This window comes from Prevotella sp. tf2-5 (assembly GCF_900115435.1).
Lineage (GTDB): Bacteria > Bacteroidota > Bacteroidia > Bacteroidales > Bacteroidaceae > Prevotella.
Window position 1 is genome coordinate 15040 of sequence record NZ_FOWK01000012.1, and the last position, 20789, is coordinate 35828.

General features: G+C 41.1%; 27 protein-coding genes and 1 pseudogene. 5 read left to right on the forward strand and 23 right to left on the reverse strand.

Translation table 11 applies throughout. The annotated features are described in order from the left end of the window. Positions 1 to 42 precede the first annotated feature (42 nt). From BM257_RS12140 to BM257_RS12155, 4 genes and pseudogenes are all read left to right on the forward strand, one after another. Positions 43 to 741 (forward strand): annotated as a pseudogene (locus BM257_RS12140) (magnesium chelatase domain-containing protein); the annotation flags it as partial. A 168-nt stretch (positions 742 to 909) separates the two neighbouring features. After that, positions 910 to 2733 carry a recombinase family protein gene (locus tag BM257_RS12145; RefSeq protein ID WP_092073054.1) on the forward strand — a complete coding sequence of 608 codons (1824 nt, stop codon included), beginning with the start codon at positions 910 to 912 and terminating at the stop codon, positions 2731 to 2733. A gap of 225 nt (positions 2734 to 2958) precedes the next feature. Then, the gene (locus tag BM257_RS12150) at positions 2959 to 3315 is read left to right on the forward strand and encodes a ParB N-terminal domain-containing protein (protein WP_092073057.1); all 357 of its coding nucleotides are present in this window, start codon (positions 2959 to 2961) and stop codon (positions 3313 to 3315) included. A 217-nt stretch (positions 3316 to 3532) separates the two neighbouring features. After that, positions 3533 to 4918, forward strand: coding sequence for a hypothetical protein (locus tag BM257_RS12155; RefSeq protein WP_143096847.1), 1386 nt, complete (start codon positions 3533 to 3535; stop codon positions 4916 to 4918). A gap of 255 nt (positions 4919 to 5173) precedes the next feature. Here BM257_RS12155 and BM257_RS14915 read toward each other — a convergent pair whose 3' ends face one another. Further along, positions 5174 to 5329, reverse strand: a complete 156-nt coding sequence (locus tag BM257_RS14915) for a hypothetical protein (RefSeq protein ID WP_177216108.1) — start codon at positions 5327 to 5329, stop codon at positions 5174 to 5176. A 9-nt stretch (positions 5330 to 5338) separates the two neighbouring features. Beyond that, on the reverse strand, positions 5339 to 7081 hold the full coding sequence (locus BM257_RS12160; protein ID WP_092073063.1) for a hypothetical protein: 1743 nt from the start codon (positions 7079 to 7081) through the stop codon (positions 5339 to 5341). A 278-nt stretch (positions 7082 to 7359) separates the two neighbouring features. Between BM257_RS12160 and BM257_RS12165 the strand changes: the two genes are divergently transcribed. Continuing rightward, positions 7360 to 7821, forward strand: coding sequence for a hypothetical protein (locus BM257_RS12165; protein WP_143096848.1), 462 nt, complete (start codon positions 7360 to 7362; stop codon positions 7819 to 7821). Between the two features lie 13 nt (positions 7822 to 7834). Here BM257_RS12165 and BM257_RS12170 read toward each other — a convergent pair whose 3' ends face one another. The 21 genes from BM257_RS12170 to BM257_RS14615 form a co-directional block, all read right to left on the reverse strand. Next, positions 7835 to 8527 (reverse strand): hypothetical protein, encoded by a 693-nt coding sequence (locus BM257_RS12170; protein ID WP_092073069.1) that lies wholly within the window; start codon positions 8525 to 8527, stop codon positions 7835 to 7837. Between the two features lie 16 nt (positions 8528 to 8543). Further along, positions 8544 to 10097 carry a tetratricopeptide repeat protein gene (locus tag BM257_RS12175; RefSeq protein ID WP_092073072.1) on the reverse strand — a complete coding sequence of 518 codons (1554 nt, stop codon included), beginning with the start codon at positions 10095 to 10097 and terminating at the stop codon, positions 8544 to 8546. Between the two features lie 3 nt (positions 10098 to 10100). After that, on the reverse strand, positions 10101 to 10580 hold the full coding sequence (locus BM257_RS12180; protein WP_143096849.1) for a hypothetical protein: 480 nt from the start codon (positions 10578 to 10580) through the stop codon (positions 10101 to 10103). Positions 10581 to 11153: 573 nt separating this feature from the next. After that, positions 11154 to 11741, reverse strand: a complete 588-nt coding sequence (locus BM257_RS12185; RefSeq protein ID WP_143096850.1) for a hypothetical protein — start codon at positions 11739 to 11741, stop codon at positions 11154 to 11156. Between the two features lie 110 nt (positions 11742 to 11851). Beyond that, positions 11852 to 12430, reverse strand: coding sequence for a hypothetical protein (locus BM257_RS12190; RefSeq protein WP_092073271.1), 579 nt, complete (start codon positions 12428 to 12430; stop codon positions 11852 to 11854). Between the two features lie 19 nt (positions 12431 to 12449). Further along, a complete protein-coding gene (locus tag BM257_RS14920) occupies positions 12450 to 12608 on the reverse strand; it encodes a hypothetical protein (protein ID WP_177216109.1) in 159 nt (52 codons plus the stop codon). A gap of 264 nt (positions 12609 to 12872) precedes the next feature. After that, positions 12873 to 13532 (reverse strand): recombinase family protein, encoded by a 660-nt coding sequence (locus tag BM257_RS12200; protein WP_092073084.1) that lies wholly within the window; start codon positions 13530 to 13532, stop codon positions 12873 to 12875. A 172-nt stretch (positions 13533 to 13704) separates the two neighbouring features. Beyond that, a complete protein-coding gene (locus tag BM257_RS12205) occupies positions 13705 to 14061 on the reverse strand; it encodes a hypothetical protein (protein ID WP_092073087.1) in 357 nt (118 codons plus the stop codon). Between the two features lie 3 nt (positions 14062 to 14064). Further along, positions 14065 to 14409, reverse strand: coding sequence for a hypothetical protein (locus BM257_RS12210; protein WP_092073090.1), 345 nt, complete (start codon positions 14407 to 14409; stop codon positions 14065 to 14067). Next, positions 14399 to 14596, reverse strand: coding sequence for a hypothetical protein (locus BM257_RS12215; protein ID WP_092073093.1), 198 nt, complete (start codon positions 14594 to 14596; stop codon positions 14399 to 14401). The genes BM257_RS12210 and BM257_RS12215 overlap by 11 nt, the downstream gene beginning before the upstream one ends. Before the next feature lie 4 nt (positions 14597 to 14600). Next, complete coding sequence (locus tag BM257_RS14610; protein ID WP_143096852.1) at positions 14601 to 14846, reverse strand: hypothetical protein; 246 nt, start codon at positions 14844 to 14846, stop codon at positions 14601 to 14603. Positions 14847 to 14849: 3 nt separating this feature from the next. Beyond that, on the reverse strand, positions 14850 to 15068 hold the full coding sequence (locus tag BM257_RS12220) for a hypothetical protein (RefSeq protein WP_092073094.1): 219 nt from the start codon (positions 15066 to 15068) through the stop codon (positions 14850 to 14852). Then, a complete protein-coding gene (locus tag BM257_RS12225; protein WP_092073097.1) occupies positions 15065 to 15544 on the reverse strand; it encodes a hypothetical protein in 480 nt (159 codons plus the stop codon). The genes BM257_RS12220 and BM257_RS12225 overlap by 4 nt, the downstream gene beginning before the upstream one ends. Before the next feature lie 7 nt (positions 15545 to 15551). Then, a complete protein-coding gene (locus BM257_RS14925) occupies positions 15552 to 15728 on the reverse strand; it encodes a hypothetical protein (RefSeq protein ID WP_177216110.1) in 177 nt (58 codons plus the stop codon). Then, entirely contained in the window at positions 15719 to 16111 is a 393-nt protein-coding gene (locus BM257_RS12230) for a hypothetical protein (protein ID WP_092073100.1), read from the reverse strand. The genes BM257_RS14925 and BM257_RS12230 overlap by 10 nt, the downstream gene beginning before the upstream one ends. Positions 16112 to 16117: 6 nt before the next feature. Next, complete coding sequence (locus BM257_RS12235) at positions 16118 to 16351, reverse strand: hypothetical protein (RefSeq protein ID WP_092073103.1); 234 nt, start codon at positions 16349 to 16351, stop codon at positions 16118 to 16120. 2 nt (positions 16352 to 16353) lie between these two features. Beyond that, positions 16354 to 16644 (reverse strand): hypothetical protein, encoded by a 291-nt coding sequence (locus BM257_RS12240; RefSeq protein ID WP_092073106.1) that lies wholly within the window; start codon positions 16642 to 16644, stop codon positions 16354 to 16356. 104 nt (positions 16645 to 16748) lie between these two features. Continuing rightward, on the reverse strand, positions 16749 to 17681 hold the full coding sequence (locus tag BM257_RS12245) for a PD-(D/E)XK nuclease family protein (RefSeq protein ID WP_092073109.1): 933 nt from the start codon (positions 17679 to 17681) through the stop codon (positions 16749 to 16751). Between the two features lie 3 nt (positions 17682 to 17684). After that, positions 17685 to 18440: a Sak single strand annealing protein gene (locus BM257_RS12250; protein ID WP_092073112.1), complete on the reverse strand. Its 756-nt coding sequence runs from the start codon at positions 18438 to 18440 to the stop codon at positions 17685 to 17687. Positions 18441 to 18576: 136 nt separating this feature from the next. Beyond that, positions 18577 to 19632: a DUF3871 family protein gene (locus BM257_RS12255; RefSeq protein WP_255405826.1), complete on the reverse strand. Its 1056-nt coding sequence runs from the start codon at positions 19630 to 19632 to the stop codon at positions 18577 to 18579. 133 nt (positions 19633 to 19765) lie between these two features. Next, complete coding sequence (locus BM257_RS14615; RefSeq protein ID WP_143096853.1) at positions 19766 to 19951, reverse strand: hypothetical protein; 186 nt, start codon at positions 19949 to 19951, stop codon at positions 19766 to 19768. Between the last annotated feature and the right edge of the window lie 838 nt (positions 19952 to 20789).

The window sequence follows — 20789 nt, forward strand, 5'->3', positions numbered from 1 at the left end:
AATCTTTTAGGTGTCTCTTATTCAGAGATTATTCATTACGTTATGCTAGTAAATACATATTGTGCTGCCGTCAATGGACTGGAAGTCAACACGGTAAAAGTAGAGATCAGTATGGCAAGAGGTGTGCAGTTTCATCTTACAGGACTTGCCGACACAGCAGTAAAGGAGAGTCATGACCGTATCAGGGCAGCTCTTCAGAATAATGGATTTAAGATGCCTGTGATGGACATCACCATCAATTTGTCACCTGCTGATATCAAGAAAGAGGGCTCAGGATACGACCTTCCTCTTGCCATAGGAATATTGGCGGCAAATGGTAAGGTGACCGAGGACCATCTGGGTGAGTATATGATGGTTGGTGAACTGGGTCTGGATGGGAAACTACAACCTGTCCGAGGTGCGTTACCTATTGCCATCAGGGCTCGTGCGGAACATTTCAAAGGTCTCATCGTTCCTCGTCAGAATGTGCGTGAGGCTGCTGTAGTGAATCAATTGAATGTCTATGGCATGGACACACTCATGGAGGTAATTCATTTTTTCAATGGTGTCAAGGAATTTAAACCTACTATTGTGGATGCCCGTCAGGAATTCTCTGATCATCAGGATGTTTTTGAACTTGATTTTGCGGATGTCAGGGGACAAGAGAGTGTGAAACGGGCGTTGGAGGTGGCTGCTGCAGGTGGGCATAACCTCATAAAAATAAGTCCGATTATCCGACAGCAGCAAATGCTTGATAAACAGTTCTTTATGCTATATTTCATTATTCAAAATCCTTTTTTGCTTCAAAAACAGGCGGCTTAGAAATTTTGTCATTTCACAAATTCTTTGTACCTTTACCGCCGAATTAAAGAGAGTTATAGCCACCAGGCACTCAAATTTTCGACAAAGATAAGCATAAAAGTTGAGATAATGATAGATTTCGGTAAAAAATGTATTATTTTAACGCGAGTTTCTACTACTCAGCAAGATTATCAATTCCAGTTGGATGCTCTTTATAAGTATGCGGAAGACTTAGGACTTGATAAGCCCCTCATTGACATATCTACAAAGGAATCTGGTTTCAGAAGCATGGAAGCCAAAGACGGCTTCAAGAAAGTTATCAAGTTCCTTTCGGAGAATAACTGTCGCATCGTTCTATGCACAGAACTTAGTCGATTAGCCAGAGAAAAAATCATCCTTGAACAAATTAAAGAGTGGTTCGTTAACAATAAGATTCAACTCTATGTGAAGGATCAGAACTTCAAGCTCTTTAATGATAATGGCGAGGTCGATATGACAACCGACATTATTTTCTCAGTATATGCGTCGATGGCACAGTCTGAAATGCGCGAAAAAAAGAAGCGTATGTCTCGCGGCCTCGGAACTTTGTTATCATCTGGGTACGCTGTAGTTGGCCCAACTGCTTTCGGTTATGCCAAGCGCAAGACAACCGAAAAGATAAACGGCAAATATAGAACGGAACTAATTATAGACGAAGAAAAGGCAGAACAGGTGAAGAAAGTCTTTGATTGGTGCCTCTATGGAATAGGTGGCGACAAGACAAGATGCTCTGTTAATGCCATTGTGAAAGAAAGTATAGCCAGAGGATTTGACCCTTATCTGACAAGTCCAAGCAACGTAAAGAAGTGTCTTGCCAATGAAGGCTACACAGGCTCAAAGACAACTCATAACAGACGTAAGAATCCTGCATATTGGGATTACGGACACAAAGACGAACCTCGATATATTGAAAGTCGTAGCCATACCATCAAATACCCTGCTATCATTTCCAGAGAGAAATTCGAGGCAGTTCAGAAAAAAATGAGGTCGGGCTACAACCATTTGGATGAAGTCGGATTGAATGTGTATGCTGACAAGTCGCGCACGCACATAACCCTCTTAGCCAAAATCCTGATTTGTCCTGTTTGTGGTCGTTTCTTGACAGGCAACTATAGACAAAGAGAAGATCGGTTAATGGCCTATTATCGTTGTGGCGAATTTCATCAATCAAGAAATACATTCGCCATGCCGCTATTCGATACCGCCATTTGGGAGTTCTGCAAAAGCAATTATGAAACCTATCTCGACTTCTTGAAGAAATCTGCTGGAACTGATACGACTGAGATAGACAAAAGGATTGTCAATTACCATTCAATGATTGATAACATTGAAAAGGAGAAAGACGAATACCTGGCACAAATTCTTAGTCTGGGTAGAATGTCACCTAAACTACAAGCGAAAGTTAAGGCGAAGGTTGATGAATATGACAGCCAGATTGCAGAATTAAACTCGTCGATACTCAGAGAGCAAGAAACGCTCGAAACCATTAAGATGATGTCTGACCTCTCAGACACAGAGCTTGCTTTGGAAACATCAAAGGAAGAAATGCGGAAGTATATTCAGTTACTCGTCCATCAAGTTCTCCCTGTTTACAAGACAGTCAGATCGTATGTCCTGAAGGTAACACTTAATCGAGGTATCTTAGTTCCATACACTACCCATGAGGAAAGTCAAGTTGAAGTTGATGATGTGCCAGTATATCTTATCATCGACGGCATACAGGGGTGCAGCCCTAAAGTCAGGTGCGTATATTCCCCATCAGTCGTTTTTGATCAGGACAACGGAACCTTCACAGTAGATGGCACAACCGTAAATGCAAAAGATGTGTTTGAAGATGTCGAAGATGAGTTCTCCAGAGAGATAGTATTTAGGCGACTGAATATCTACCAAGACGATACACCCAAGAACAAATAAGAGTACACATTACTTATATATAGGCACTGGTTACTGATAGTTTCCAGTGCTTTTTTTGTATTCCAAAATCTCTAAATCTGATACAAAATAAATGCAAAATGCAAAATGAATCTAATATGAATCTAAAGCCGTAATTACTTGAAAATCAGCAGACATTTCTTTTGTTCTATATCCCAAAACTACTCTACCTTTGCATAGCCTTTCGAGATAATAAGGCTATGTAATATGATAGATGACGTAAGACACCCAATCCTGCAGGCGGTCAACTCTATTCTCAAATTCCCGACAATAGAGGATCTGCTATGTGAAGGACGGACGGTAAGCCTGGCACAGTTCAAAGAGACAGTCGGCAACCGCTTCGTTCTCCCCAACAGGAGGCTTTGCGCTTCTCATGTTAGAGGGCTGGCAGCTTCTATCTCGAAACATGGTGAGGTGGTCGTACCTATTCTTATCGAGCGCACGCAAGACAACAAATATATCATCGTTGATGGTCTCCACCGTCTCGCGGCTCTGGATTTGATAAAAGAGACTTCACCATCAGAAGCAATCTCAGCGCGTGTAAAGTTGAGAAAGCAGAAGTGAGTGAGCACTCGATCTTTGACATATTGAAACAATCAGTAGCCAACCAATAACGCCAAAGTATTAGGGGTGGCATCCCATCAGCGTAGAGTATGCGCCGTGCTACTGGAAATATCATACTCAACCAAACAATAATCCGTAAGGAAAATGTGAATGATAACCGTCACCAGCATAACAGCAATATGGTTGTTAGTGGTGGCTATTTAACAATTAACCCCAAATGATTAAAAGAAAAAATGTAGTTAGAAATTACAGACCAGTCAGCCGTTCACTGAAAATGCAGCAAGGCGACATAAATATTAAATGTAATAACTTAAATGAGTGTAAGGAACTAGCAGGTATAGCTAACAATCTTAGAGAATCTACACCGCCCCAATTCAAATATGGTAATTGTTCAGTTTCAGTAGGCACGATACGACAAGCATTTGTACTTGTTGGAGGTGGCCTCGCACTGTTGGGCGCATATAAATATATATGTAATAGGTGGATCAAGGCTAATAAAAACTATAATGTCGAAGATACTCCCCAAAAAGATATTCCAGAACTATTGAAGAATAACGAGAAACAGCCAGAGGAAGTAACGCTTAATCAGATTGGAAAACAAGATGTAGATGAACTTGTACCCTTGTTAGGTGATTACTATTATGCAGGTGATATTGTCTTCTTATTCAGTATCACGAACAAAGGTAAGACGCTAACAGGAATACAGAACGCTATCGAGCTTGCGCAAGGTGTTAAGACTAAAATTATTCCAACTGATTCAACTCCACCCAAGCAAGATGTAATATACTACAATTTTGAAATGAGAATGGCGCAAATCAAGAAAAGATATTTTAGTAACGATCCTAATGCGACCTATCCCGATAATCTGAGAATCATTAACAGCGGCTATTCTATAAAGACTGTTGATGACCTTCTCAATGATACCGCTTCACGCGCTGAGACATTGCAACATGACACCGTAATCTTCTATGACACGATTAAAGATGTTTGTCCGACGTTCTTCTCAAATGAGGCAAACAGGGTAATCAATTCTCTTAGGAATATTATAGAGAATGTGCGCGTGAAGAAGGGCATACGGCTTACTTTTGTGTTGATTGGCCAGACTGTCAAGAAGAATGTTTGGAAATCAATCGAAATAGAAGATCTCTCAGGTAGTTTCAATCAGCAAGGACTAGCAGATTCAGTTTTTGCACTTGGGCCAACTCGCTTCGGTAAGAACGTTAGAATGTTGAAGATGTTGAAGGGGCGCAACGATGGCCTGCATGATGAAGTGGATTTGGTGCGCATTATGGATAAGCCATACCTTCACATTGAATATTTGAAATCTGTCGATGAAACGGATGCTCTGCCCTTAGAACCCAAGGGAAAGAAGAATGGTAGTAAAATTGTTCTGCCTGATAAATCTCCTTTGGAAGCAGCAGAAAATGTATTGCCCAAAATCCCGCATGAAGTGGTCGAACAGATGAAGGCAATGTATAAGAATGGAGTACCTGGGCGCGGCTTAGAGGCAGTCCGAAAGAAATACGGTATTCCCTATGGCCTCAATCACGCAACCCAAGTTAAGCGTTTACTTGAAGAATATGATAAGATGGCAAAATCGTAAATCTGTGAGAGGGGCAAGCCTGATTGGTAGCCCCTTCTTACACTATAACAAAGGTATGACAAGCCTATAACATGGGCTATAACATTGTCATAGGTTGTCATAGGTGGCTGTTATAGAGGATAAGCCAATAGTTCAACACTTTACGCATCTGGTGACAGGGTATAACAGAGATTTCAAAAAATGCTTCTACACGCGCACGCGAGAAGCAAAAGAAAAGGGGTAGTCAAACTAATGGCTATCCCTTTTTCCTTTTTACTACCATGCGTCTGATCCGTCGCCTTCTTCTTCACTAACATTGAAGTCATCACTCAGACCACGAACACCACGAACACCGCCACTTCCAGCCAAAATATGACATTGGTGCTGCAACTGTATGACTTGCACATTGGGCTTCAAATATTCTTTCTTCATAGGGCTATATTATTTAATGATTTTCTTTCCGTTTACTAAGTACACACCCTTTGGCAATGCGTTAAGGTCATCACCGACATACTGACCGCCAACAGTATAAATCTTCTGAGGCAGACCAAGCAATTCTTCACCTCCGACAATATCCTCAATGGCGGTTGTCATTCCGTCAATACTGATAGCTCTAGCCTTTGCTGCATTTGGACTAGCTGGTTCGAAATAAGCACGGAAGGCATTTATTGTGCCTCCTGATGCAAGAGGCTTTATAGTATTCCCTTCAGATAGGTAATAAGTACCATCGGCAGGCTGAACTGGATTTAGAGAGCCGACAAAGTTATAGTCACCACCATTAACCGTTTGTGGAGAAACATAAGTGAAATTCTCTCCATATATGTAGTTATTATTTACCTTGGACTTATAAAGAAATGGCGTTCCTGCTGGAATAGTGCCACTTGTTTTGCTGCTAAAAGTCATAACGCCATCATCACATGATTCAAATAATGCAGCTTCACCATAAACAGAAGCAACATTGAAACTCATTGGTAAACACAAGGTATGCCACTTCCCTGAATAGAGCCTTCTCATAACCCGAATCATCGCATTAGGTATATTTTCATAAACGATATTAACATCATCGTTGAGAATAACATATAACTCTAACGTAGATGGAACTAAAATACGAGGTCGATTATCGTTTGTGACATAAGCAATTCCACATACTTCAAATTTTTGACTTACAGTGTTAATCGTTATCCCATTATAATTATTAAATGGGTCATCAATGACACCATCCACATGATCAAGCGTAGCACGAACCATAGTCCCGAGGTTGTCATAATAATCACTGATAGACACGTTCTTATAGTTCATATCCCAGTCATCATAATCTTCTCTTACTGATGTTACCATATCACCGTAAGCTGCTTTTAATTCTGGTAAACCATCCCATCGCCGAGTTAGTCGCCCCTTTATAGTTCCGCTTACATTATAATGATAATATAAATTTGATAGTGGAAGGTCAAGTAGTAAGATTCCCGTACCATCACCCAAAATCGCTTTATTTCTATAAGTATAGTGACACCAAGCAGAGTCAATAGATGCTTCTATTAGTTGATTTTCCACCAAATTTTTAATTTCTGAGAAAGATGAAATCTGAACAGGTTCGTCATGCTGTGTAACTGTTATTCCAGTAAGGACACACGACCTAATATACCATTTCAAATTATATGAACCTTGATATTTTAATCTGAAGGCAAATTGAAGTTGATGACCATGAAGTGAACTTATATCTATAACACCATTCACATAATTGTAATTTACAGGCGACCAAGAATAACCGCCTTTAGTGCTTTCAGCATATTCGCTAATTTTGAATTGAATCCAATCACCATCATCTAATTTAACCCATGAAGATAACACTTGATTCATGTTTCCCCATGAACTACCCTTGAACATATAGGAGTGATCGATTGTGATTTTCAATGAATCTTTGTTCGTTATATCAATTTGGGGAGATATAAGCCAAGCGTCTGCACTTCCTGAATCATTTTCATCATCCGAATATGCAGATGTTCCTAAATATCCTGAATCACCTCCTACTCTCCATCGTCCAGAATAGTAATCCTCAACATTGTTGTTGGTAAACCCGCTCCAACCATTTAACACTTCTGTTGTAAAAATGGTCTCTTGCCCATAACTCGGTAATACCGCCATTGAAAGCAGCATCGCCATTCCTAAAAGTAGTTTTTTCTTCATACGATTACCTATTAAAATATGACTTGAATAAAAGAAATTTGGTGCAAAGATCGGCAGTTTTTGCTACCCTACAAAATCACATAGTTTGTGGAATGACCTATTATATTATATAGAAAGCTCTATTGGTTAACCTCTCTGTCTGAGTGCTCGCAAGAACCAGGAGCATAGTATTAACCCGTCCTGTTCCCCCACTGAGTAGGACACGAAAACTATGTATTCCTATGGATCACATTAAACGAGAAATTGAGAGATTGGTAAGACTTCTGAGAGAAAAAGGAGTGAGTGAAAATGAAATTAGAGAGCTATTCGAGGTAAAGAGACCTCTAAGCCGTCTGTTAGTGACAAAAGACTACAGGCTTATTCTGCTCGACTATGGAAACATCGAGGTAAAGATGGAGCCGATACACAAGGCCGTCTATCTTCTGTTCCTTAACCATCCTGAAGGCATACGTTTCAAGGAACTGCCAGATTATCGGGAAGAACTGGCTGGCATCTATCGGGCAATGAAGCTATCGACGCAGGCAAAGAAAAAGGTTGAGCGTAGCATCATCGACGTAACAGACCCCCTAAAGCCATCCATGAGTGAGAAATGTGTGAGAATCCGCTATGCTTTTCAAAAGGCGGTTGATGCTGAGACGGCGAAGAACTATTATATCAATGGCGGTCGTGGGGAATATAAGCGGATTGAACTTAACAGGGAACTGGTGATATATGAGCAAAAAGAAAGCCCACCTGAATGATGGGCTATAAATGTTATTGGTTTTGGTTTAAGTACGGAATCAAGAAACTTTCCCAATATTGTTTTACGCTTGAAGTCAAAGATTCATTATAAATGGATCCCATTTTAGGTGCTGCTTCTTGTGCTATTTCCCCTGTCTGGTTGATTGCAGCCTCTATCTCTTTATACATTTCCATACCTTTAACAAGAAAGTCCGATCTCTTTAATGTTGGCCTTTGTGCTTGTTTATAAACAAAGTCAATAAAAAGCATAGACTTAGTGCCTATCAGATCCAAATCAGCCTGCGAGATTTGAGTATCATTTTTGAGACCTTGAAGGGATTTTGCCTTTTCCCCCATGTCGCCCAACATCTTCGATATGGTTTGGAATGTGTTGTTGCTCTCGTAGAATTTCTGACGTTGATCAAGAACCATATCCTCTATGTGAAATCTGGTAAGTTCGTTTTTCTCGTCATATACTTTCTCGCCTTTTTCCATCAATTCCCAATTTACCCCATAATCCAAAAAGATATATAGGGAGATTTGTTTCAGAGCAATAGCTTCAGAAACAAACTCTACGGCAATTTCTCTATAGGCTTTGGTCGGGGCTTGGGGAGCCGCTTCTTGCTTTGTTCCCTCACTTGAATTGGCTTGTTTACCCGAATTGCCACAAGAAATAATAATTGTGGCTATGCACCCAATACAAATGATTTGAATGGTCTTTTTCATATATCAGTAGTCGTTTTTAATAGTAATGTTCCATTGTATAACCACGCCCATAGCAATTTGTACAGCGCGACCTTGTAAGAGTTGCCGAACCAACAGGGAAATACTCTGTATATCCCTTGCCACCACAGAATATGCAAGTAATCTCTTTAGCTTGTTTATGATATTTGGGCTTATTTCTTTCTTCTTCTGCTTTCTCAAATCTTTCTCCGCGTGCTAAGAGCGTCTTTTCTGCCTGCATTGTTGGTTTCCTGATATTATTGCTTAAATCGAGAACCATTGTTCCAGTTGACAGATTAACAAGGTACAGACCTATAGGATTTGCTATAGAATATGGAATGGAATTAACTTTGCCGCCCATAAATGGTTTGAATACCAGAAGAAGTGCCATGTCAGATGCAGAAGTACGAATCTGCTGCAACTTATCCACATCACTACAAGCAAATTTATATAGCTCTCCATCCTTGACCCATATCTGAGGTTTAACGGGGAATAGGAATCGTGGTAGTCTCAAATAATTTGGATAGATCGGGTTCTCTCTGAGCGTACCAGTTGCAAAACTGTTTATAGTAAACCCATTAGCAGAGAATTTCATTGAGTTATTCTTCAATTCAACAACTACTGCATAAGTTCCATTGCGTTTTGTGTCAAACTCCTTTTTATCACGTTGAAACTCGGAAGACTTCTTATATAACGCTTTGTCTAAGTCATCCAAATTGTCTTTACCAAAAAATAGCAGTTGGTCATTATTGCATAGAGCAGAAAAACGCCCCCACATAGAAGCATTAGTTTCTTTGGATATTACAGGATTTCCCCAACCGCGATCTGTAGTCATATCGTTGCGCTCTACACAATTAGATGTTAACCAGTTAATCGTTGGGAGTTTACGACCAGATGCAATGTCAATAGAATCTTGACGGCGTAGTTCTTCTGACTGCAAACGGAGCCGTTCTGCTTCAACCCTTGCTATAGAATCACGTTGAGCAGCTTCAAGTGCTAATCTTCTTGCTTCCGCTTCGGCTACTTCCTTTTCGTGCTGCAATATCAATTCATGTTGCCGTGTAGCCTGTTCATGCCCTTTATTTGCAGCTTTCCGAAACCAAGACTTTGCCTCGCTCTCATTATTTTCAGAAAGAAGAAACATAGCATACTCGTACTGAGCATCTGCATTGTCTTGGATTGCAGCCCTGAAAAACCAGTCCTTTGCTTCTGTCATCTTGTTTTGTTCCTTCAGGCTATTTGCTAATAACATTTGGGATGCAACATTACCCACATTAGCCGCTTTAACATACCATGACCAGGCCATTTCTGAATTTCCATCTTTGACCTTACCATCCTCGTACATATTACCAAGTCGGTACATGGCTTCTGCATCGCCACCTTCAGCAGCAAGCGAGAGCCACTTAAATGCTTTCTTGTTATCTACTTTATAACCTTCAAGATAGCCTATACCTGTCAGTCTTTGGGCTACAACATCACCCTTCTTCGCTTTCTTTTCCAAGTCTTTAATATCCGATTGTGACATAACACACATCGAGACAAGGAATAATAATAATGTAAAAATGTATCTCATAGACTATTTCTTTGAATTAGATTTTACCGTATTCATAACACTTTCCAAAAACGCTGCTAAGTGTTCACCATCCTTAATAATACTTGTATCATTTGACACTTTATGTAATACTCCTTTATAATAAGACTTATAGGGGATGGCCTCCTCTGATGCTATCATTGGGATTAGCACCTCTTTTGTTTTTATAAAGTAAGTGACAGCAAGCGGATCTGCACCAGATAATCCTTTAACAGCTTCATTTGGATCATCATTAGGACGCGCCATGAGAAAGGCATAAGTTCCTGTAAACTTACCTATGTCTTCTGGTAGTGGAATCGAAGCAATCATTGAAAGTGAATAGCCTAAACCAAACAAAAGAGAATCTACAGTAGTCGTTAATTTAACATCGCTGACTTCCGACAAAGTTACAGGCTCCATTTTCTGTGCTGATAGATTATTTATACTACCAACAACTAATAACAGTACGAAAGCAATTCTTTTCATATAGTTTACCAGTTTAAGCCGGTATCGCTCCGACGGTTAACTGCCAGCAAGCCCAAACAGGCAAACTACATTATCATTAAGGTATATATACGAAAAAGCGTGGGCTTTCAAACAATTAACTCGCTCACGTCTTTCTGGGTGCTCGCATTACCCTCTCCTGATGAACGAGCAATCGCAAGACACCCACGCCAGATATGATTAGACAAGCAGCCCCAAAGTATAGATATACGATGATGCAGCCCTACTAAGTGCATATCCAGAGTGGCGTCACACGATGCTTGTTTTCCACAGGAGCTTATCTTCTTTGGTTGCGAGCCTTCGAAAGACCTATTTGAACAAGCGTTATGTAAACGCCATTTCTATATATATGCGTCCTGCCTACCCATACAAGCGGAAGTGCAGTCTGCGACTGCAAAGGTAGTGAAAAAATATTAAATCACCTCCGTTTCCGCTATCTGAGAGTAGAAATATATGAAAATTTAACTCCAAACGCCCTAAAACAGCACATATTTGAACATTTGAGCAAAGAAAAAAGAAAAGCGTATCGTCATTGATACGCCTCTCTTATCGGTGCTAACTAGCCCAATCAGTCCAGTAGCTATCACCGTCGCCATCATCGTAAAGTTCAAGGTATTCTTCATCGGTCATTTCTGTGTGCATACATTCGTCACTACAGTAATACGAAACACCATTCTCAATACAATAGCCTTCAGTCATAGCCCTGCCACATACGCTACAGCACCTGACATGATCCAAACACAATTCATCTACAAGCTCTCCTACCTCAGAGTGCTTGATGACAAAATCGGTCATCATCTGCCTTATGTCATCGTCTGCCTTTTCAGATTTCTTCTTTTCAAGCAGTCGATTATAGTAGTCCTCCAGATCGTCGGATTTGAGGACATCGTTTCTCAGGACTTCAAGGGCATATTCTTCATCTGTAGATTCAAACCCAATCTTCCTGACTTTCATTTCGTCGCCAAAGGTCATATAGGAACAGTTCAATAAGTGAAACTGGTAATGATCCTCCAACGTACTGAGGAATACAGCGAAATCGTCATATTGCTTCATATCCTGCAATTCCTCTTGTGTGAATTTAATCACTAAGACCTCTCCTTTCTCAGCGTTGAGGAGGGTCACAGACTTAATTACTTCACTCATGGTCATTCTTTTTGTTAAGTGGCCAAGGGTCGGTAAACAGAATGTATGCTACAATCGTTATCGCAACCCTTAATAAAATTCTTGTTGATTTTTTCATTTTGCTTATAATTTTAAGATTCACAAATTTGGAACTCATGGAACGAATAGAATATATCTTCGTCCTCATGTTCTTCTTCGTAGTCATTCAATGCTTCTTCAATGGCTTCAACTGTTGCCTTAACCTCATGTCCGACAATTCCAGAGACGCTTTCCGCAGCTTCTTCGATTGTCTCGTAGTATAGCGGTTCGTCGTAGTTGTCGAGCAAATAGCGGTCAGGGAAATAGTCGCCATTGGTATCATTCGTATAGTACACCTCGTTTCCTGGTTCCTCCTCACGGTAGTAAACCTTGATAGATGGAAACTTCTTTTCAATGCACTCCCTAAAGCCCTCCTGCTCACACCAAGCAGTATTTTGGCAGATAGTCAGTACATTGCCGTCCAGTTCGTAATAGTATATTGACCCTCTACATCTTAACTTCTCCCAATCTTCACCGAGAGCGTCGATAATGTTTCCGAGCCACAGAGTACCAAAGCCGTTTTTGATGCGAGACGTTTTTCTCTTATCATTTGCCTTGATGGTTTTGTAGAGCGACCTTACTTCCTTCAGATCGCCCACACATTTGTAAGTCGTATCACAGCAATTTGCCATATCATTCAATTTTTGAGATTTAATCATCTGAAATCTTCTCACTTCTCACAAGGTGTATCTTCTCTGCCATCGGATTCTGTCGCTTAACTTTTCCGTAGGCAGACTGTTGATTTCTTGCGTTCACGTTCACCCTGACACGGACACCTTGCACCGTTATGGAATAATGGTATCGTATCATGCTATCGGGGTAAAATAAGTGAGGTGATTAAAATTCGTTGAGTAGGGCGAAGTGGTTATCATCTTGAAGCCGTTGCCAAACTTACCTCTGTATTTTTCCACTCGCCAATGCTTTCTACCAGATAGCCCCTTTCCAACACTAGTATGGTGCGGAAGGAAACCATGACTGATAAGCTGCACTATCTTAGCACGTTGTTCTCCACTGTATATGAAAGCGCGTGCTACAGGGTTAGGATTGAGCGTTATAATGGTTGCTCGATCCTGATTACTGATATTCTCTTTTGTTTTCATTGTCTATAAATTTTTTCTTGATACGTTGAACTGTGCTAATGCCGACACCGCAACTGGTGGCGATCATCCGAATGGGATAGCCTTTTCTTAGCTGCTTGATGACGGCTGCATATTCTTCTTGAAATTTCTCATCGGACTTCTTGTAGCCTTCCTTTCGGCCAACCTTACCGCCTTTGGCTATGAACTGTGCTTTACCTGAGTTGAGCCTGAATTTGATGTTTTCACGCTCCATTTCGGCACACGTTCCCAGCACGGCAATAAAGATGGTCAGAAAGGGATGCTCTTTTCCGTCCGCATTGAAAATTGATAGTTGCTCTTTCTGGAAATACACGTTGAGGTGGTTTTCCTTGCAGAGCTTCACGTTAGAGAGTACATCATCAACATTCCTTCCCAGACGTGATAATTCTGAGAGAAGTAGAACGCTGACATGATTTGAGATACAGTATTGCAGGCACTCTGTTAGAATTGGTCTTTCCTGAGTTTTCTTTGCGCCTGAAATATGTTCTTCGTAGGTTTTCACGACTTTGAGAGATTTTTCTTTCGCTAAGATTTCCAAATCTCTTATTTGTCGGCTTGTGTCCTGCCTGTCACCGACTGAGGACACTCTCGCATAAATCACTGCTGTTTCATTCATTTAATTCTTTGTTTTAATTGAACACTAAAAGATGTGCTCAGAATGGGTCATGTGCTATTATTTGAACACAAAACGGATTGAACACATTTTCTTCGTTGGATATACGGAAAATGGAGAATATGCGAGATTTTCATTTCTCACATACTCCCCACCTCCGTCAAAAGTAGGATTATCACACGGCTATTCTTTCTGGTCTGATGCCGGTTATTGAGCAAACCGATTTTTCAGATATTGAGCCGTGCTTCACAGCGTCATCTATTGTAGGAACGAGCCTGCCTAATATCAGTCGCTCACACACAATTTGATTTTTCTGTTTGTCGTCAGGTATGATTGTCACTTTGAACAAATCCACCTGCATCATGTACTGGATATGTACCCATGCAGCTTTGACGTGAAAGGCCGTGCCGTTCTCTATCGTCTTTATGCTGCTAAAGTCCAATCCCCACGAAAACGGCTGAAAGGAACGTTGCAGAGCATTGTTCCAAATGTGCTTTGCCGCTTTCTCGTTGGTCATTTCTTTTTCTGCCATAGTCTAAAAGAAACTTAGGTGAAGGTAGTCAATATCAGGATCACCATTGTTAAGATAGTATTCCATCATTTCGATTACCTCGTCAGTTGTACTTGCCAAATCATCTACAGCCCCTTTGATTTCGTCTCTTTCATCTTCATCTTCGAGGTCATACAGATGCTTTAGCTTATCAATCGCTTTTTGCCATTCATCTTTCTGGACTTCAAAATCGCTATCGTACTCGTCGCCTGTGTATTCCACTTTGAGAGCCGAAAGCAAATTATGAAATTCCTCACTTTTATGTGAGAAGGCATCGCCAAGGGCATACTCTACTTTGTACACTCTGGCTACATGAAGTCTATATCCCATTTTCTAATTGATTTTGAATTTTGGATTTTACTTCTTTGTTCTCGCAATGATAGACAATTATACAATCGTCATCTTCTTGCCAGTCCACCTTGTCAACTGTTCCACCATTTTCAATGATAATTGATTTGTAGTGGTCGATGTCGCCTTGGTGTTCCACTTCACAGGTAATGAATATTCCTCGTACCATTGTTCTACGGTATATAGGTGTTATTCACAACTGTCTTATAGTGCCTGTACCCATTAGCATCAGCTTCGGGGATTCGCACCTTTCGCCATACCAAGCCCCACCAAGCATCATCTTTCGGGTTGGGCTTGTCGTTCATAAGCATATCAACTGTTGCCTTATGCAAAGGAAAACAATATGTCAATGCTCGCCGTTTGCTACCCTCACTGAGACTATCCCAGTATTTGAGGGTCATCTTTTTTGTTTTCGCCATTTCTTATTTGGTTATTACTTGTTTAACTTGATCGAAGTAGCACCAGTGATGATTGTCAAATGTGATAGTACCATTGTTATGTTGGTCTATGTCACAACTGCTTACACTGTTGCCGTACTTCTCACCTATCCTGCAAATCTCGATATTAACCACGATTGCAGTTTTCTGAGAGCCGTTATAAGGTACATAAAGCACCTCGTCACCTATCTTCACCTGTTTCATGCCGCTTGCTGTGTTAGTTTTGCAGCATATTTGGTAAAGACATATTCAAGTAGGATAGACTTCATAACGCTTGCCTTATCGGAAGGGTTATACATGAAATAGTAGGTTCTACCATTACCATATCTGTCTAAACGTCGGACTTCACCACGATAATTCCCATTTCTGAAAAATTCGTCGTATTCCTCACTGGTAGAGGTATCTGTGTTTTCATATTGCAGATATACCTCCAGATGCAGTTTTCCTTTGATAAGTTGTACCTCATCAATGGAGGAGTTCCAAGCGTTCCCTGCTCGTCGTTCCTGACTAATACGGAGCCGCTTGTCTCTGGTTTTCCAAATCCTACGGCCTGCGTCCTTAACGATACGCTTAACCGTTTCTTCACGGATGGATAACAGTTCACCCTCTGTAAGAGCATTGATAGTATCAATTTTCTTTTGGGGCTGAGTTCTTGAAAAGATAAATTCGTTGATGTTCATTTTCTTGTTATTTATTTGGTTCTACATTACATTCATCATACAGGCGGTAGGCTTCTTCCATCCCGCAACCTAATTTTGCGTTTATGACAGCCATTGCCGTGTATTTCATCTTATAAGTGCTTTTGATACGCCTGATATGTTCTTTGGCAGTCGCATCAAGTCGCTTTGAGTTCTCTACAGCCATGCTTCTTCTAATACAGTTTCTTCCAGCTCCTCATACTTGCGAAGTTCGCCGTTCTGCAAGCGTGAGTACCATTCTTTGTTAACTAAATAGCTTCCGCAATCCAGACCATCGCCCATGATGAAGGTGCAATAGTCTGTGTAGTTCTCGTAGGATGCCAGGTCTTGCGATTCTGGCCAAGATACCACAACAAAACTGTCCTGATCCTCGTCGTTGTTGACTAATCGGACATCGTTTATTTTGTGGCAGTCGTTTTCGTTCTTGATTAAGCAGTCGGGTATTATGTTGTTTGTCGCCCAACGCTCTGTATCGTCTTGCAGTTCATCCCAAGGGGCTTGCACTACAATGTCGATAGTCTTTCTGATGTGATAATTTCTTGTTTGCATAATTGTTTATTTTCTGATAAAGTATTCTATGCCGGAATGGATAAGTATGTAGTATTGCTTATTCCTACAACACTGTCCTTCCCAGGGATTATAGAAGTTCAGGCAAAGTGCCTCGTACAACTGAGGCAAATGCTTCTTAATCTTGTTTACCAGCCATTTGTAATTGATTGGCTTCGTATGCTTCATCTTCTGCTCCCATTCAGCAAGCGTGATCTGGCAGCAAGTACACTCCAGTTCCATGCTTAGATAAAGGGCAAATAGATGTCATCGAGTATGCCACTTTCCACCATCTTCTTAGCGGCTTCGTGGCTTCCCTCATTTCTGAGGTCATATCCATAATCGTCACTTCCCATCACACGGATAGTAGCGACCATCGTTCTAGTCAGTTCCTGTTGCAACGTCCTATGCTGTAGGGCTACTGACATAGCAAACTTTTTAGGATTCCAGCCCATCGTATTCATTGCATCAGTCAGGGCTTCTGCCGCTTTATATTCACGGCTTTCTTTCAGTTGTGCTAATTCTTGATAACTCATATTTTCTTGTATTTAATTGTAAGTGATTAAAAGAAAAGAGGGAAAACCGCAACTAGTACGATTCCCCCTCCTCGGTAGGATAGTGATAGGCATTTTGTCTCTGCCTACACCGTTATCATCAGACTGCCAGCCACCTGAGAAATTTTCTCATAAGGGCTAAAGTCCATATCGGGATGATCCGCCTTGAACAAAGAGCTATTGAATGATGCCCTTGTCGATGGCAATTTTCGGGTCAGGCGCATTGTATTTGTCGCCCAAGTCCGAATGTCGAGTGATTCCATTTTGCTAAGGATATTGGCTTTGATGGTTGCCAGTCTTTCCTCAACGGATGTTTTTGTTTCCATCAACTCACGGATTTCTGCCTCCTGTGAGCTAATATCATCTGGAATTTCAAAGGGGTCTTTGAACTGTTCCCCTCTGAGGTCGGTTTCGAGGAGGTCTTTACAAATCTCACTCGGAATACGATCCACAAAAATGATGTCGTTAATATGGTCGAAAGTTCCATCCTTCTTCATTTTGTTTCTGAGGTGGATAATGAATAATCGACCAACTTTTGCCTTCTTGTTCTGTAGTTCAAACAGATAGGCATAGATGCTTAACTGCCATCGAGCTTTAGCCTGCTTCTCTGGTGTCATCACGCCGTAACTTTTTACATCGCATAAATCAAACGTGTCATCCGATTGGCGGTACACCTTATCAATCATGCTTGCATAGTTCTCACCATCAGAAATTAGATATTCTGACGCAGAGTGTTTTAAGCCATTATTTTTGCAGATTTCTATGTAATCTGCCAATTCTTGTGACCCTGTGTTTTCCCAAAGAGAATCGAAGGCTTCTAGTTCTTTATGCAACATTGTTCCATAAATTCGAGCTTCTTCAAGCACATCTTTCGGCACACTATCATAAGAGTACCCAAATTGTCTGTCTAATAAACTTGTTATGCCAGACAGGAAACGTCCATTGAGCTGATAAGTATGGGCTTCTTCGTCAAATATGACGTTGCTCTCTTTCAACTCAATTCTTTTTGTTGTTGCCATATATTACGCTGCTTGTTTAAGTTGAAGTTTACGCTCTGTAAAGAGCTTCTTAATCTCAGGATTACCTTCTACTTCTGGCTGGTGAAGTAGGTAGAGGTCAAGAAGGGCATCCGTATCGGCTACGCTGTTGATGGCGTTCTTGATAGGAGCAAAACGATCTACAGGCTGAGTTGGCTGCGGTGTTGGTGCAGGGATTGTCTTAGCCCGACGTACAGTAGTTTTCTTCTGGTCGGCTGCATTGTCGGCAGCGTTATCAGAATTTTCACAAGGAATGTCCTCGCCCTGGTATAATTTCAGACCAAGGCCGAAAAGTGCAAGATTCTTAGTAAGACAGCGTGCTATTCCACGATTTATGTCTGTCATGGTTGCGGCCTCACAAGTCTTATCGATATAGCGGCGATTCTGCTTGTCATACACTTGATAGGTGTAGGGTTCAAGTCTCATAGCCCGATTGCTGCTGTTCATAACAGGCAAAAACATCGATTGCGTCTGATCGTCGGCAGTGACTTCTGTAAACACCATAATGCCGACATTCGGATCAACGAAATAAGGGAGCTTCGTGTCGGGGTTGCAGATGACACGGAACGTTGCAGATGGATAAACCTCCTTAAAGGCTTTCCATGCGTTAGACCACGATAGATAAGATAAGTTGTCTTTCTTCTCTACCATTTCACCAAGCTTCATGTTGTAAAGAGCATCGAAGCACAGGGTTCTTTTCTCGTCGAGGGTAGCACCCTCTGGAATTTGAATTTTACACATAATTCTGAAAATTAAAATTGTTATTAAATTGGTTGTTTGCAAAAAAGAAGGAAAGCGAACTGCCACTTTTTTACAGTAGCAATTCGCCTCCTCAGCGAACATTTGAGGTTGTTGTACCTCGCTGTTCTATGTTCCTTTATGACAGGAACCAGCTATAGCCCTCGGTATCTTCACCATTAAGGGCTTTCTGGATTCCACAGGAGAAATCTACACAGGCATTATTTCTGGAAACGAATCTGTCTATGTAAGCAGATTTCACCGATTCCGTTGCTAATTGCAGTAGATTCCAACAGGTGATGTCTTGACCCTCTTTCTTGCCGAAGTTGGGGTTGTTGACATATCCTTTAACCATAGCGTTCACGGCCTGGTCGCCGATGTCGAACGATGGTAATTGTTTCTGTTCTGCTGCGGGCAAGAACTGATATAGTCTCAGTCTGCCAACAATCTTACAGAATTGTTCCTCTGTGAGTACCGTTGTCTGAAGGTTCTCCAAGAGGTGAAGGGCGTTTTCTTTGTTAGGCTCAAAACTGGAAAAGAGTTCAGAGGCTCTTTGGAAGATGTCTGCCTCACTCATACACTCTATAGTTCCACTGTTGCCGTCACAAGTCAACATTAGGTTTGAACAAACTCTTACCTGCCAGCCCACGAAAATCTTAAATTTCATCGGGCTTTTTTTGCCGTATAATTTGTCCTCATTATAAGCTCTAACTCCTCCGATACACAGATGTACCGTTTGGTCATTGATGGAACGAGACAGTGCTGCAACGTGGCATACAAACGCCATACGCTGATAATAGACTGTTAATTCATTCTCGTTACAATCGCTTGCTTTCTTATGCAGAGCTGACGGTACACGACCGTTAATCTGGTGTGATACCCTAATCTCTACAGGGGTTAGTTCCCCAAACACTTTTCTACCAGCCTCCACAACACTTTCAATGAAGCTCTGATGGCTTACGGTAAGTGTGTTGTCTGCGAAGGTCGGCACAATACATTTTTCAGAGAGTTCTTCCAAAGTGATGCCTTGGGTGTTGCTCTCAATGAAATTCGGGTGGTTGTTCGGATCGATTTCTTCTTCCATAACCACAGCTTCCTCTACGTCATCAGCAGGGATGACAAGGGGGGATGACACAGTACCCTCAATGGGTTCAATGGTCATCTGTTCGTTTTGTTTTGTTGTTTTTTTAGTCATAATTGTTTTATAGATTAAAATTGTTGTTTTTACTTAGGGTGGCTTACTAGCTTTGATTTTCTTTGCTAGAGCCACCCCCTTTTTAATACACCGACATATTGCCAAAATCGTCTCAGCGGCGATAATGATTGCATCATTCAGATCGTCCGCTTTCATCAACTACTGGCGCATCGGCTACTACTTTCTTGTTTCTACAGAGCCGAGGAATGACGTGCTGACGGGTAAAGGTACAGATATGTACCACCATTTCAGCAAGGATTACGATTTCCCCAGCGTAACGGATGCCTCTAAGGGCATTTACAAAAATTGCTTTTTTCATTTTGATGTTATTTTTTAAGTGTTAATAAATAATGTTATTTGTTCTCTTGTTGTTGTTCTTTCAAAAATAAAGCGAGCCAATTTTACCTTTTTCAGATAAAATCAGCTCTACTTCGATTTAGGCTTTTGCAAATCCTCAAATATAACAACTCCAGTGTTACAGTTGAAAATCCAATCCTAACGCCAAGGTCTTGGGTGTCTGTAGCTCTCCGCGTACAGTCCTCTTAAAACCTAATATTTGAAATTAAAGTACGGGTCTTAAAGGCTCTTTTGGCCTCTCGCCGTACAACGTTGTATATGATTCATATATAAGGCTTTCAGGTGATCTGGTACGGTGTATGAAAAATGCGCTTAAAACAGCCTATTTTTCTTATAATTGTGAAACTCGAAAACACAATCATTTTCCGAAGGGGCTGTCTGTGAAGATAGCCCTTTCTATTTTGTGATTTTGCGCTTCACAAGCCATCACCTCCTTACCAATAATGAATAAATTATACATTAAATTTTTGAAGTTATGTTCAGTTTGTTTAATGCCCTGTTTGGTACTAACTCACGACCAGACTTAGGGCAGGTGCAGGAGGCTACAACTGCGCCAAAAAAAAACAGTAGCCCATCGGTATCAGTTCAACCAGAGCCACCAAAGGCAAAAGGTAAGTATGATGCAGATGTTGAAGCATTAGAGGCCGAATTTGGCTCTCTTAACTCAACTGGACTCTCTATTAGCCTTCAGGACTTATTACAGATATGCCCACGCAAGCGACCACGCATAGAGGCGTTTCAGGGTCTCATTAGTTATCTGAAGGCAGAGTACGGCGCAACACTAACCATTAAATCCAGAA